Genomic DNA, 11721 nt, shown 5'->3' with positions numbered 1-11721 from the left:
GGGACGGGGTTGTCGGCGAGTGCTCTACGCGTGGTCCGGGACGGGCACCGCGTGGCTCGGGTGCCACTGGAGGCCGATGCGGGCGCCCCGGAAGGCGGCGAGGTCGGCGGAGGAGGTCTCCAGGTTCTGCTGGAGGGCGGTGAGCCGGCCGCCGCCGTCGAGGTCGACCAGGAAGCGGGTGGAGTCGCCGAGGTAGACGACCTCGGCGACCGTGCCGGCGGCGGTGGTGTGGCCGGGGTCGGCGGCCGCCTTGTGGTCGGGGAGGATCCGGATCTTCTCCGGGCGGATGCTGTACGTGCCCGGTGCCCCGACCACCCGTCGCGCGGTGTCCCCGGTCAGCAGGTTCGAGGTGCCGACGAAACCGGCGACGAAGGGGGTCGCGGGGCGCTCGTAGATCTCGGCGGGGGTGGCGACCTGTTCGATCCGGCCCTGGTGGAAGACGGCGATCCGGTCGCTCATCGTCAGGGCCTCCTCCTGGTCGTGGGTGACGAACACGAAGGTGATGCCGACCTCGCGCTGGATCTCCTTGAGTTCGACCTGCATCCGCTCGCGGAGCTTGAGGTCGAGTGCCCCGAGGGGTTCGTCGAGCAGGAGCACGCTGGGGCGGCCGACGAGCGCGCGGGCCAGGGCGACGCGCTGGCGCTGGCCCCCGGAGAGCTCGGCGGGCCGGCGCCTGCCGAGACCTTCGAGTCCGACCTGCGTCAGGGCGGCGCGGGCCCGCACCAGGCGCTCGGCGCGGGGGACGCCGCGGACCTTCAGGCCGTAGGCGACGTTCTGTTCGACCGTCATGTGCGGGAAGAGCGCGTAGTCCTGGAAGACGGTGTGCACATCGCGTTCGAAGGGGGCCAGGCGGGTGACGTCGCGGCCGGCCAGTTCGACGGTGCCGGAGGTCGGTTCCTCGAAGCCGGCGATCATCCGCAGCACGGTGGTCTTCCCGGAACCGGAGGGGCCGAGCATCGAGAAGAACTCGCCGTCCGCGATCTCCAGGTCCACCCCGGCCACGGCCTCGGTCCGGCCGTAGGCCTTGCGCAGTCCCGTCAGCCGGATCGCCATTCCCTCCATGGGCGGGAACCTTTCTGGTGCGGTGGAGCGTTGTTCGGGCGTGGGTGTAAACATATGAAGTCATAGTTCAAATCTCAAGACCCCTTTAAGGTAAAGCCTGAGTCAACGCTCGACGCGCGAGGTGGTTAACCGTGAGACCGAACGGCAGGCCGGACGACGGCGGCGGCGCGGCCGGGACGGGCGCGGCCCGCAGGGCCGTCTTCACGCCCGTCGACACCCGGGCCCGGGTCGACACCGTCGTCCGCCGCATCGGCGACGCCATCGAGCTCGGACTCCTCGCCGACGGGGAGCAGTTGCCCGGTGAGACCGAACTCGCCGGACAGCTCGGCGTCTCCACCGTCACCCTGCGCGAGGCCCTCATGGCCCTGCGGCAGCAAGGCCTCGTCACCACCCGCAGGGGCCGCGGCGGCGGCAGCTTCGTCACCCTGCCCGACAACCCGCCGGAGGAGCGGCTGCGTGCCCGCCTCGCCGACTGGTCCACCGAGGAACTCCGCGACCTCGGCGACCACTGGGCCGCCGTCTCCGGCGCCGCCGCCCTGCTCGCAGCCCGCCGCACCCAGCCCGGAGACCTGCGCCCCCTGACCCGCACCGTCGAGGAACTCGCCGCCGCAGGAGACCCGGCGACCCGCAGCCGGCTCTACGGGCGCTTCCACGTCGAGCTGGCCGCCGCGGCCCAGTCCGCGCGGCTCACCCGCGAGGAGATCGCCCTCCAGACGGACCTGGGCGCACTCCTCTGCCTCGTCCTCGACGACCCCGTCCATCTCGGCGATGTGTCGGATCGTCACCGCGCCGTGATCTCCGCCGTGCAGGATGAGGCCGACGAGCGGGCCAGAACGCTCGCCGAGACGTGTGTACGGGAGTCGGTGGGGCGGCTGATCGCGCTGCGCCTCGGCAACCCCGGCCGCGCACCCGAGCCCCAGGAGGACACGCATGGGCAGGAGCACCGGGCTCGCGGGCCCCGCGGGGGTCACCGCTGACGCGGAGGCGGTCGACAGGGTCGTCCGCCGCGTCCGGGGCACCCTCGAAGAGGTCTTCGCCGTCGTCGCCGAGACCGGCGCCGACACCGGCGCCCTGCTGGCCGGGGCCTCCCGGCCCGGGCGCGAACCCGTCGCCGCCGACCTGGCGGGCCTGCGCCCCGGACTGCGGGCCCGGCTCGCCGGCCACCCGCTCGTCTCCGGTGTGGGCTTCGTCGCCGCGCCGGGCCTCCTGGCCGACGTGCCGGGCTGGCTGGAGTGGTTGCAGCGCGGCCCCGACGGAGCCGTACGCCCGCTCCTGCTCGACCTCGACCCGGAGCACTCCGCGTACTCCGACTACACGCACTGGGACTGGTACACGCTGCCCCGCGAGACCGGCCGCCGGGCCGTCGCCGGGCCGTACGTGGACTACCTCTGCTCCGACGAGTACAGCCTCACGCTCTCCGCGCCGGTCGAACTCGGCGGCCGGTTCATGGGCGTGGCGGCCGCCGACGTCTATCTGCGGCACTTCGAGGCGGCCGTCCTGCCCGTGCTCCAGCGGCTGCCCGTACCGGCCCGGCTCGTCAACGCGCGGGGCCGGGTCGCCGCCTCGACCGACCCGGCGCACCTCGCCGGATCCCTCACCAAGGGCCCGGACTTCGCCGCCGTCCTCGCCGGCCCACCGGCCGAACACCGCACCGACGGCCTGCTCCTGCGTCCCTGTGGCGACACCCCGCTCGTCCTGGTCACGGCGGACGCCTGAACCGAGGACCCGGCGGCACACGAGTACCGCCGGGAGGAACCTCCTCGGAGGCGTCGCGTGACACCGCCGCCCTGCTCGCCGCCCCGGTCCTCGCCGTGCGGGGCCGCGCGCCGATGGTCAGAGGCTCGTCAGCAGGTCGTCGAGCGGTTTCGGGACCTGCTCGGTGTCGAGGGCCTCCACCAGGAGGGTGCCGTAGCGGATCTTGCGGCCCTTCTTCGTGCCGAGGAAGCGCCGCAGCTGCTGGTGACGGGGCCGTCCGTGCTGGGCGGGCTGGCTCAGGAAGGTCTGCCAGGGGCGCAGGTCGCCCTCCGCCCGGATGATCTCCTCGACCCTCGCCGGGCCGAGCGCGCGGATGAGTTCGTCCTCCAGGTCCGCCACACAGACGAAGAAGTCCTGCAGCGGCGCCCCGGCCCGCTGCAGCCCCCGCTCGTAGTAGCCCCGCTCGCGTTCGTCGCACAGGCCGGTCAGACGCAGGTCGAGACCGGGCGGTCCGAGCAGTTCGGCGTAGCGGGCCACGCTCATCGCCCCGCCCATCGACACCACGCACACGCCTTCCGCGGCGAGGTCCCGGCCGCGCCGCGCGGCCAGCGTCTCGACCGCCGCGAAGTCGCTCGGCCCTTCCAGGAGCACCGCCGTCCGCACCCCGAGGCCCGCGGCCAGCTCCCTCGCCGTGTCCCCGCCGGAAAGGCCGGCGGCCCAGCGGCGCACCTCGTCCTGGAACGCCTTCATGTCTGCCATGGGGCGAGTCTGCACGGCCACGCGCCCGCACGGCACCGGAATATCCGGCGGTCAGTCGTTCACGGCCGTCAGCAGCACCACCGCGTCCTCCAGGGCCGTCAGCCCGTGCCGCTCCTTGGGGATCATCCGCAGCGTGCCCGCCGGCAGTTCCTCCGCCCACCCGGCGGCGGTCAGGTTCACCCGGCCCCGCAGCACCTGGAGGCTCGCGGCCGGCGGCGCGTTGTGCTCGTCCAGGGAGGTGCCCGAGGTGAGGGCGATGACGGTCTGCCGCAGCACCCCGTCGTGCATGATCCGGTGGGCGCTGCGCCCGTGCGGTGCCGTACGGGCCGCGGCCAGGTGTTCGTCGGCGAGGGCGGTGAGGTCCAGCTTCATGACTCTCCCTGCGGGATGCGCGGGCGGATACCCCCAGCCTCCCGTGTGGCGTCCGGGACGCAACTCGGGGCCGCCGGTCGTGCCGCGACCGTCACCACGAGCCCGGCGACGGCGACGCACGCCCCCGCGGCGAGCAGGGCGACGGGCCAGCCGTGCGCCGCGTACAGCCAGGACCCGGCGAGGGAACCGAGGGCCCCGCCGCCGAACGTGGCCAGCATGAAGACCGTGTTCACCCGGGCCGCCACCGCCCGGCCGATCCCGAAGATCCGCGCCTGTCCGGCGACCTGGCACGAGCTGACCCCGACCACGAGGAGGTTCGCCCCGGCCACCAGGGCCACCGGGGAGTACGGGGCGAGCCCGGCCACCGCGAGGCCGAGCCCCGCACAGGCCAGCCCCCCGGCGCTCACCGCGGACGCCCCGTACCGGTCGGCCAGCGGCCCGGCCGTCGCGGACAGCAGCGCCGCGGGCAGGGTCAGCACCCCGAAGAGTCCCGCGGCCCCCGGACCGTACCCGAGCGGCGGCGCCGCCAGATGGAAGGCGAGCACGGACCAGAAGACGCTGAACGCGGCGAAGACGCACGCGCCGAGCAGCGCCGAGATCCGCAGCTCCCGGTGGACCGCGAGGAGCCGGGGAAGTCCGGCCAGGAGGCGGGGGTACGAGGTGTGTCCCCGCGACCCGAGCCGTTCGGGCAGCCGGCGGGGCAGGACGAGGAGCAGCGCGGCCGTCGCCACGGCCGCCACCACGTAGGCGACCCGCCAGCTGCCGCTCGCGTCGGCCACGGCGCCGGAGACCGTACGGGACAGCGTCGAGCCGAGCGTCAGCCCGAGGCCCACCAGGCCCACGACCCGGCCCTGCCGTCCCGGGCCCGCGAGCACCGCCGCCACCGGGGTGAGGATCTGCGGCAGCACCGTCGTGGTGGACAGCGCGAGCGTCGCGAGGGTGAGGGTGACGATGTCGGGCGCCGCCGCGGCGACGAGCAGGGCGGCACTGGTCAGGGCGAGCAGTACCGAGGTGAGGCGCCGCAGTCGCGCGGAGTCGGCGAGCGGCACGAGCAGCAGGATGCCGAGCGCGTAGCCGATCTGGGCGGCCGAGGCGATCAGCCCCGCCGTCCGCTCCGACACCCGGAGGCCGTGCGCCACGGCGGCGAGCAGCGGCTGCGGGAAGTAGATGTTGGCGACCGTGGCCGCCCCCGCGACGGCGAGGAGCAGGACGTTCACGGGCCGGGTGGAGGTGGCGGGGGCGAGGGGGCGAGGGACCACGGAGGGCCTTCCGTACGGGGGAGGGGGACGCCTCCAGGCTCCCGGCCGCCGGCCCGGCCGATCAAGATGCCATCATGAAACCGGCGTTGAGCCACACTCAACGATCAGCTGATGTCGAGGACGGAACCGATGCTCGAACGGTACGAACTGGAGGCGTTCCTCACGCTCGCCGAAGAACTCCACTTCGGGCGCACCGCCGAGCTCCTCGGCGTCTCCACCGGCCGGATCAGCCAGACCGTCAAGAAGCTGGAGCGCCGCGTCGGCACCCCGCTCTTCGCCCGCACCAGCCGCAGCGTCCGCCTCACCCCCGTCGGCCAGGCCCTGTACGAGGACCTGCTGCCCGCCCACCGACAGATGAGGGCCGCCCTCGAACGGGCCACCGCCGCGGGGCGCGGAGTCCACGGGAGGCTGCGCGTCGGCTTCGGCACCCCCTGGGGCGGCGAGCTGCTCACGGCCGCCGCCGACGCCCTGCTCGCCTCGTACCCCGACTGCGAGATCACCGTCCGCGAGGTGCCCCTCGACGGCGGGGTCCGCTCCCTCCAGGACGGCACGCTCGATGTCCAGTGCGCCGCCTTCCCGGTCCACGAGCCGGACCTCACCACCGGCCCCGTCGTCGTCACCGACGAACGGGTCCTGCTGCTGCCCGCCGGACACCGGCTGGCCCGCCGCGACTCCCTCGGCCCGGAGGACCTCGCGGGCCTCGACCTGATCGCGCCCGGCGGAGCCGTACCCCGCTACTGGACCGACCACCACTACCCGCGCAGCACCCCCTCCGGCGCCCCCGTCGGCCGGGGACCGGTCGCCGGCACCTGGCAGGAGGTCCTCTCCCATGTGACCGCCGGCCGGGGCGCCTCCCCGGGGGCGGGCCGGGGCGCCCGGTACCACCCCCGCCCCGGCGTCGCCTACGTCCCCCTGCACGGCACTCCGCCCCTCGAATACGGCCTCGTCTGGCCCACCGCCTCCGAATCCGCCCTGCTCAGGGCCTTCGTCGCGACGGTCGAAGGTCTCGCTGCGGAACGGCCAGGGCACCCGTCAGATGGTCGTACGCCACGTGCGCGTGGAGACGGACACCGGTGACGAGGGTGTCGTCGTCCGCGTAGAAGTGCGGGTTGTGGTTGGTGACCAGACCGCGACCGCCCTCCACCGCAACCGGCCGGCCGGAGGCGTCCAGCAACGCGTCCTGGACGCCGAGCATCACGTACAGGCCGCCGAACCGGCCGACCAACTCGGAGACGTCGTCGTACCCGAGCGTCCCGCCCGTCGCCACCACGCGTTCCCCGCCGGCCACCCGGCGGAGGGTCGGCAGAGCGGCCTCCACCCACGGCCCGCTGTTGTGCACGGGCGGCACGGACTGCAGATACTCCACGGTCGCCGTCGCGCCGTACGCCGCCGCGGAGTGCTCGACCAGTGTCGTCAGGCGCCGCCGGACCTCGGCCATGTCGGACTCCACGGCGCAGCGGACCGTCCCCCACAGGGTCACCGTCTGGCCGATGATGTTGAACCGGCCCACGTCCTCGACGTGCCCGATCGTCACCGTGACCGGGTCGAAGGCCGAGACCTGCCGGTACAGCTGGCCGATGCCGGTGAGGACCGCGCCGACCGCCGGCATCGGGTCGACCCCCTCCCACGGCGTGGAGCCGTGGACCTGCTGTCCGGTGACGACGACACGGACCAGGGTGGACGCGCCGTACTGGTTGCCGATCCTGTACCCCACGTACCCCTTCGGATAAGGCGTCACATGCAACCCGAAGGCCATCGTCGGCACCGGGTCCGCGAAGGCGCCCGCCTCGACCATCGCGCGCGCCCCGCCCTCCTCCGTCACCGGCGGGCCCTCCTCGGCGGGCTGGAAGACGAAGAGAACGGTGCCGGGAATCCGCTCGCGGACACCCGCGAGCACGGTGGCCGCACCCATCAGCATCGCCGTGTGGCAGTCGTGCCCACAGGCGTGCGACACGGGGAACGGGCCTCCCGGGTAGTCGGCGTCCACCACCTCGGAGGCGAAGTCCGCCCCGCAGAGGTCCTTCACCGGAAGCGCGTCCATGTCCGCCCGCAACGCGACGACCCGCCCACCGCCGGGCGCCGTCCGCTCACCGTCCGGCGCCGACCCGCGCAGGACGCCCACGACGCCGTGCCCCGCGATGCCCGTACGGACCTCGTCGAGGCCCAGGGCGCCCAGGTGGTCCGCCACCAGGCGGGCCGTGTTCACCTCCCGGTTGGACAGCTCCGGATGCCGGTGCAGATGCCGCCGCCAGGCGACCACGCGCTCCGACACCTTCGCTGCCCGCTCGTCCAGTTCACCGTGGATCGCCTCGCTGCCCAACGGGGACTCCCTCTCGTACCGGCTGACGCCGTGGCCCTGGGAACCGTGCCCGACCAGACTGCCACCCATGACGGCCCGCGGCGCCGGCCCGGTCAGTCGGCCGGACCCACCGGGGCACTGCTGCGCCCCCGGTCCCTCCCGGTGAGCTCGGCGTCGAGCGTCTCCTGGGCCACCCGCATGGTCTCGGCGTACGCCGGGTCCTTGAGCCGCCGCCACATCTCGTCCTCGGCGACCTCCTCGACGAGGCTGCTCACCCACCAGATGTTTCCGAACGGGTCGCGGACCCGCCCGCCGCGCTGCCCGAAGGCGTCGTCGGCGAGCGGGGTCACGACATGGGCGCCCGCGGCGGTGGCCCGGGCGAACGCCTCGTCCGCGTCGGCGACGAACACCCGCAGCAGGCTCGGCAGGACGGGCCAGTCCGCACGTCGGTCGAAGGCCAGCACGACGGTGTCGCCGACCCGGATCTCCCCGTGACCGATCGCTCCGTCCTCGGTGGCCACCCGGGCCAGCTCCACACCCTCGAACGCACGGGTGACGAAGTCGAGGAAGGCCCCCGTGTCGTCGGTGACGACCCAGGGCGCCACGGTCGTGTACCCCTGCGGAGTGGTGCCGGTGTGCTCGGACATCCTGATCCCTTCGCCAATGGCCCTCGTTGTCGTACGGGGGTCACGCTAGGCGGGAAGTAGGCCAGGAGCTGTCCGACATGACCGGTCAGGCGGGTGTGGCCACCGCATCCGGGCCGCTGCGCGCGATGATGGCCGCCGTGTCCACGCCCGCCGGCAGCGTGCCGAAGGCGAGGCCGCGGTCGCCGTCGAGACGCGAGGCGCAGAACGCGTCGGCGATCGCCGGGTGACCGTGCCGGACGAGCAGCGAACCCTGGAGCACCAGCGCGAGGCGCTCGACGAGCCGCCGCGCCCCGTACGCCGCCGCGTCCGGGTCGCCGAGTCCCGCGAGGTCCTTCCGCAGGCCCGCGACCGCCGTGTCGAGCCGCCGGTCGGCGCCCGCACCCCGGTCGACCTCCGCGAAGTACGCCTCCACCGCATCCGGCTGACGGGCCATCGCCCGCAGCACGTCGAGCGCGGCGACGTTCCCGGAGCCCTCCCAGATGGACGGCAGCGGCGACTCCCGGTAGAGCCTCGGCAGGCCCGAGTCCTCGACGTAGCCGTTGCCGCCCAGGCACTCCAGGGCCTCCGCCGCGTGCGCGGGGGCCCGCTTGCACACCCAGTACTTGGTCACCGCGAGGCCGAGCCGCCGCAGCTGCTCCTCCTCGGCGTCACCGCGCGCCGCCCGGTCCACCGCGCCCGCGAGGCGCAGCGACGCGACCGTCGCGGCCTCCGCCTCCACGGCGAGGTCGGCGAGGACGTTCCGCATCAGGGGCTGGTCCACGAGCCTCGCCCCGAACGCCGAGCGGTGCGTGGCGTGGTGCACGGCCTGTACGAGCCCCAGACGCATGCCGGAAGCCGAGCTGATGGCGCAGTCGAGCCGCGTCATGTTGACCATCCGGATGATGGTGGCCACCCCGCGCCCCTCCTCGCCGACCAGCCGGCCGAGGGCGCCCTCGTACTCGATCTCGGAGGAGGCGTTGGACCGGTTGCCCAGCTTGTCCTTGAGGCGCTGGAGCCGGATCGCGTTGCGGCTGCCGTCGGGCAGCACCCGGGGCACCAGGAAGCAGGAGAGTCCGCCGGGCGCCTGAGCCAGGGTGAGGAAGACATCGGACATCGGCGCCGAGGTGAACCACTTGTGGCCGGTCAGCGCGTACACGCCGGGCTCGCCCGCGGGCACCGCCCGGGTCGTGTTCGCCCGGACGTCCGAACCGCCCTGCTTCTCGGTCATCGACATCCCGGCGATGATGCCGCGCTTCTCCGTCGGCACCCGCAGCCCGAAGTCGTACGAGGAGGAGGTGAGCAGCGGCTCGTACACCTCGGCGAGCTCCGGCTGGACGCGCAGCGCCGGCACCGCCGCGTACGTCATGGAGACCGGGCACAGGTGGCCCGCGTCGGCCTGCCCCCACACGAACACCTTGGCCGCCCGGGCCACGTGCGCCCCCGGCCGCTCGTCGCGCCAGGGTGCCCCGTGCAGTCCGTGCCGCACGGCCACGTCCATCAGCTCGTGCCAGTGCGGGTGGAACTCGACCTCGTCGATCCGGTGCCCGTACCGGTCGTGGGTGTGCAGGACGGGGGAGTGGCGCTCGGCGAGCCGCCCCCACTCCTGGGCCTCCTCGCCGCCCGCCTTCGCCCCGAGCTCACGGACCTCGGCCTCGGCCCAGCCCGCGCCCTCGCGGCGCAGGGCCTCCAGGAGCGCGGGGTCGGCGGAGACGTCGTAACCGGTCAGCGGTGGTACCTGGTTGGTGACCTCATGCGTGGTCGGCATCGGGAACTCCCAGTGCTCGCAGGGTGAAGGTGACGAGTGCGGGTACGGTCTCGGGCCCGACGGCCCCCTCCGCCAGCGGCCCGACGAGCGCCTCGGCGCCCGCCCCGACCAGCGCCGAGGCCGTCAGGGCCGGGTCCTGGGGCGGCAGCTCGCCCGAGCGCACGCCCTCCTCGACGCGCGCGGCGAACACGTCCCGGAACGCGCGCCGGAAGACGAGGCGCTCCGCGTCCACGGCCGGGTCGACCGGTTCGGCGAGCAGCGCGTAGGCGAGGCGCGGCGACTTCAGGGCGCGCTGGGCGAAGGTCTCGATCACGGCGACCACCCGCTCGGCCGCCGAACCGTGCCCGGGGTGCCCGGCCGCCTCGGAGACGGCCGCGACCTCCCGGCTCACCACGGTCCTGAACAGTTCGACGGCGAGTTCCGCCTTGCTCGGGAAGTGGCGGTACACGCTGCCCGTGGCGATCCCCGCGCGCGCGGCGACGGCGGCCATCGTGCAGCCCGCGTACCCCTGTTCGGCGAGCAGCCCGAGGGCCGCGTCGACGACCGAGGCGCGCTGGGCGTCGAGCCGGGCCTGGACGGCGGGGGTGCGTCGGTAGGGCATGGAAGGAGTGAAGCAGTGATTCACTGCTTCATCAAGAGGCCGGGCGGGGGCACCCGCCCGGTCGCGCCGAGTGTCAGCCGCCGGTCAGGTCGCGGAGCGCGAAGTCGTCCGGCAGCGGGGTGCCGAGCTCGTTGAGTGCCGTGACGAGCTTCTTCTCCTCGTACGTGAAGTGCGACTCCACCAGGGCGACGAGGCCGTCCAGCTCGCCGCGTACCCGCCGCACCTCCGCCGGATCCGGGTCGGTCCCCGGCTCGGCCGGGAGGGTGTCGAGGAGTTCCTGGAGGCGGACCAGGATCTCCTCCACCTGCACGTGGTCGCGGGCCAGTTCGTCGAGCACGGGCCGCAGCGCCGGATACGTCTCGGCGAGGACGGGGAAGACGCCCCGGTCCTCGGCGGTGTGGTGGCGGGTGAGCGCGGAGCGGAAGGCGAGGCAGTGCGCCCGCAGGTCGCGCGGGCGGGAGCCGCCGCCGGAGAGGAAGGAGTCCAGCTCCTCGCGGAGGCGGGCGAGCTCCTCGCGGAGCCAGAGGTGCACGTCGACGAGTTCGTTCCCGAACGCCGTGAGGCGGTCGGCCGGTTCGGAGGTGGTGGCCATGCGGCGCATGATTCCACCGGGCCCGCTCCGGCGCACGCCCCGTCCCGGAGCGACGGGCGTGCGCCGGAGCGGGGGCGTGCTCAGCCGGTGAAGACCTCGGTCAGGGACCAGACCGCGAGCCCCGCCATGCAGATGCCGCCGATGCGCTGCACGGTCTTGAGGGGGACGCGCTTGGCGATGAAGCGGCCCGCGACCAGGGCCAGGGCGGAGACGGTCGTCAGGGCGGCGAAGGAGCCGATCGCCGTCGACCAGGTGCCGTTGGTGGCGGCCAGGTTGGCGGTGGTGATCTGGGTCAGGTCGCCCCACTCGCTGATGAAGACGGCCATGAACGCGGTCGAGAAGACGGGCCAGAAGCCGCTGACCGTGCGCCCGCCCTCGTCGGCCTCGTCGTCGTCGCCCTCGCCGCGCAGCAGCATGAACGCGCCGAAGCCGAACATCAGGGCCGAGGCCAGCTTGACCGTCCAGCCCGGCAGCAGCCCGAGCAGGCTGCCGGCGCCCACCGCGATGGCGACGTGGGCCAGGAAGGCGGTGGAGGTGCCGATCCACACGTACAGCGGACGCATGCGCGTGCCCATGGCGAGGGACGCGAACATCGTCTTGTCGGGAAGCTCGGCGAGGAAGATCAGCCCGAAGGCGGTGAGGATCGCCAAGGGGTCGAGGTGCATACCGGGGCTCTCTGCTCGGTCCGGGC

Annotated in this window: 13 protein-coding genes; 3 read left to right on the top strand and 10 right to left on the bottom strand. The window is 74.0% G+C overall.

The genetic code is table 11. The annotated features are described in order from the left end of the window. Positions 1-24: 24 nt before the first annotated feature. Positions 25-1062: an ABC transporter ATP-binding protein gene (locus ACF07V_RS05270; RefSeq protein WP_392151541.1), complete on the bottom strand. Its 1038-nt coding sequence runs from the start codon at positions 1060-1062 to the stop codon at positions 25-27. A 131-nt stretch (positions 1063-1193) separates the two neighbouring features. Between ACF07V_RS05270 and ACF07V_RS05265 the strand changes: the two genes are divergently transcribed. Together ACF07V_RS05265 and ACF07V_RS05260 are read left to right on the top strand one after the other, a co-directional pair. Then, positions 1194-2039: a FadR/GntR family transcriptional regulator gene (locus ACF07V_RS05265; protein ID WP_392151540.1), complete on the top strand. Its 846-nt coding sequence runs from the start codon at positions 1194-1196 to the stop codon at positions 2037-2039. Further along, positions 1993-2778, top strand: coding sequence for a cache domain-containing protein (locus ACF07V_RS05260; RefSeq protein WP_392151539.1), 786 nt, complete (start codon positions 1993-1995; stop codon positions 2776-2778). Before ACF07V_RS05265 ends, ACF07V_RS05260 begins: the two co-directional genes overlap by 47 nt. Before the next feature lie 117 nt (positions 2779-2895). On the opposite strand, the gene ACF07V_RS05255 is transcribed toward ACF07V_RS05260, so the two are convergent. From ACF07V_RS05255 to ACF07V_RS05245, 3 genes are read right to left on the bottom strand one after another with little or no spacing between them, the layout of a single operon-like run. Next, positions 2896-3516: a TOPRIM nucleotidyl transferase/hydrolase domain-containing protein gene (locus ACF07V_RS05255; RefSeq protein WP_392151538.1), complete on the bottom strand. Its 621-nt coding sequence runs from the start codon at positions 3514-3516 to the stop codon at positions 2896-2898. A gap of 51 nt (positions 3517-3567) precedes the next feature. Then, complete coding sequence (locus ACF07V_RS05250) at positions 3568-3888, bottom strand: cupin (protein ID WP_086829565.1); 321 nt, start codon at positions 3886-3888, stop codon at positions 3568-3570. Then, the gene (locus tag ACF07V_RS05245; protein WP_392151537.1) at positions 3885-5147 is read right to left on the bottom strand and encodes an MFS transporter; all 1263 of its coding nucleotides are present in this window, start codon (positions 5145-5147) and stop codon (positions 3885-3887) included. Before ACF07V_RS05245 ends, ACF07V_RS05250 begins: the two co-directional genes overlap by 4 nt. Positions 5148-5258: 111 nt before the next feature. On the opposite strand from ACF07V_RS05245, the gene ACF07V_RS05240 reads away from it, so the two are divergent. After that, positions 5259-6224, top strand: a complete 966-nt coding sequence (locus ACF07V_RS05240) for a LysR family transcriptional regulator (RefSeq protein ID WP_392151536.1) — start codon at positions 5259-5261, stop codon at positions 6222-6224. On the opposite strand, the gene ACF07V_RS05235 is transcribed toward ACF07V_RS05240, so the two are convergent. The 6 genes from ACF07V_RS05235 to ACF07V_RS05210 all read right to left on the bottom strand — a co-directional run bounded on the left by ACF07V_RS05235 (position 6124) and on the right by ACF07V_RS05210 (position 11695). After that, positions 6124-7467 carry a M20 family metallopeptidase gene (locus tag ACF07V_RS05235; RefSeq protein ID WP_392151535.1) on the bottom strand — a complete coding sequence of 448 codons (1344 nt, stop codon included), beginning with the start codon at positions 7465-7467 and terminating at the stop codon, positions 6124-6126. The two genes, ACF07V_RS05240 and ACF07V_RS05235, sit on opposite strands and share 101 nt — an antisense overlap. A 92-nt stretch (positions 7468-7559) precedes the next feature. Beyond that, positions 7560-8093, bottom strand: coding sequence for a VOC family protein (locus ACF07V_RS05230; protein WP_392151534.1), 534 nt, complete (start codon positions 8091-8093; stop codon positions 7560-7562). An 85-nt stretch (positions 8094-8178) separates the two neighbouring features. Beyond that, positions 8179-9837: an acyl-CoA dehydrogenase family protein gene (locus tag ACF07V_RS05225; RefSeq protein WP_392151533.1), complete on the bottom strand. Its 1659-nt coding sequence runs from the start codon at positions 9835-9837 to the stop codon at positions 8179-8181. Continuing rightward, on the bottom strand, positions 9821-10438 hold the full coding sequence (locus ACF07V_RS05220; RefSeq protein WP_392151532.1) for a TetR family transcriptional regulator: 618 nt from the start codon (positions 10436-10438) through the stop codon (positions 9821-9823). Before ACF07V_RS05220 ends, ACF07V_RS05225 begins: the two co-directional genes overlap by 17 nt. A 73-nt stretch (positions 10439-10511) precedes the next feature. Then, complete coding sequence (locus tag ACF07V_RS05215; protein WP_392151531.1) at positions 10512-11030, bottom strand: hemerythrin domain-containing protein; 519 nt, start codon at positions 11028-11030, stop codon at positions 10512-10514. 80 nt (positions 11031-11110) lie between these two features. Then, on the bottom strand, positions 11111-11695 hold the full coding sequence (locus ACF07V_RS05210; protein ID WP_392151530.1) for a TMEM165/GDT1 family protein: 585 nt from the start codon (positions 11693-11695) through the stop codon (positions 11111-11113). Positions 11696-11721 lie beyond the last annotated feature (26 nt).

The organism is Streptomyces sp. NPDC015661, from assembly GCF_043077765.1.
Lineage (GTDB): Bacteria > Actinomycetota > Actinomycetes > Streptomycetales > Streptomycetaceae > Streptomyces.
The sequence above is the reverse complement of the archived record's forward strand: the minus strand, read 5'-3'. Positions and strand labels throughout refer to the sequence as shown.

Bases quoted from the DNA above. Each gene is read 5' to 3' on its own strand.
- ACF07V_RS05255 (WP_392151538.1), bottom strand. From the start codon at position 3,516: ATGGCAGACATGAAGGCGTTCCAGGACGAGGTGCGCCGCTGGGCCGCC.
- ACF07V_RS05230 (WP_392151534.1), bottom strand. From the start codon at position 8,093: ATGTCCGAGCACACCGGCACCACTCCGCAGGGGTACACGACCGTGGCG.
- ACF07V_RS05215 (WP_392151531.1), bottom strand. From the start codon at position 11,030: ATGGCCACCACCTCCGAACCGGCCGACCGCCTCACGGCGTTCGGGAAC.
- ACF07V_RS05250 (WP_086829565.1), bottom strand. From the start codon at position 3,888: ATGAAGCTGGACCTCACCGCCCTCGCCGACGAACACCTGGCCGCGGCC.
- ACF07V_RS05210 (WP_392151530.1), bottom strand. From the start codon at position 11,695: ATGCACCTCGACCCCTTGGCGATCCTCACCGCCTTCGGGCTGATCTTC.
- ACF07V_RS05225 (WP_392151533.1), bottom strand. From the start codon at position 9,837: ATGCCGACCACGCATGAGGTCACCAACCAGGTACCACCGCTGACCGGT.
- ACF07V_RS05260 (WP_392151539.1), top strand. From the start codon at position 1,993: ATGGGCAGGAGCACCGGGCTCGCGGGCCCCGCGGGGGTCACCGCTGAC.
- ACF07V_RS05220 (WP_392151532.1), bottom strand. From the start codon at position 10,438: ATGCCCTACCGACGCACCCCCGCCGTCCAGGCCCGGCTCGACGCCCAG.
- ACF07V_RS05270 (WP_392151541.1), bottom strand. From the start codon at position 1,062: ATGGAGGGAATGGCGATCCGGCTGACGGGACTGCGCAAGGCCTACGGC.
- ACF07V_RS05240 (WP_392151536.1), top strand. From the start codon at position 5,259: ATGTCGAGGACGGAACCGATGCTCGAACGGTACGAACTGGAGGCGTTC.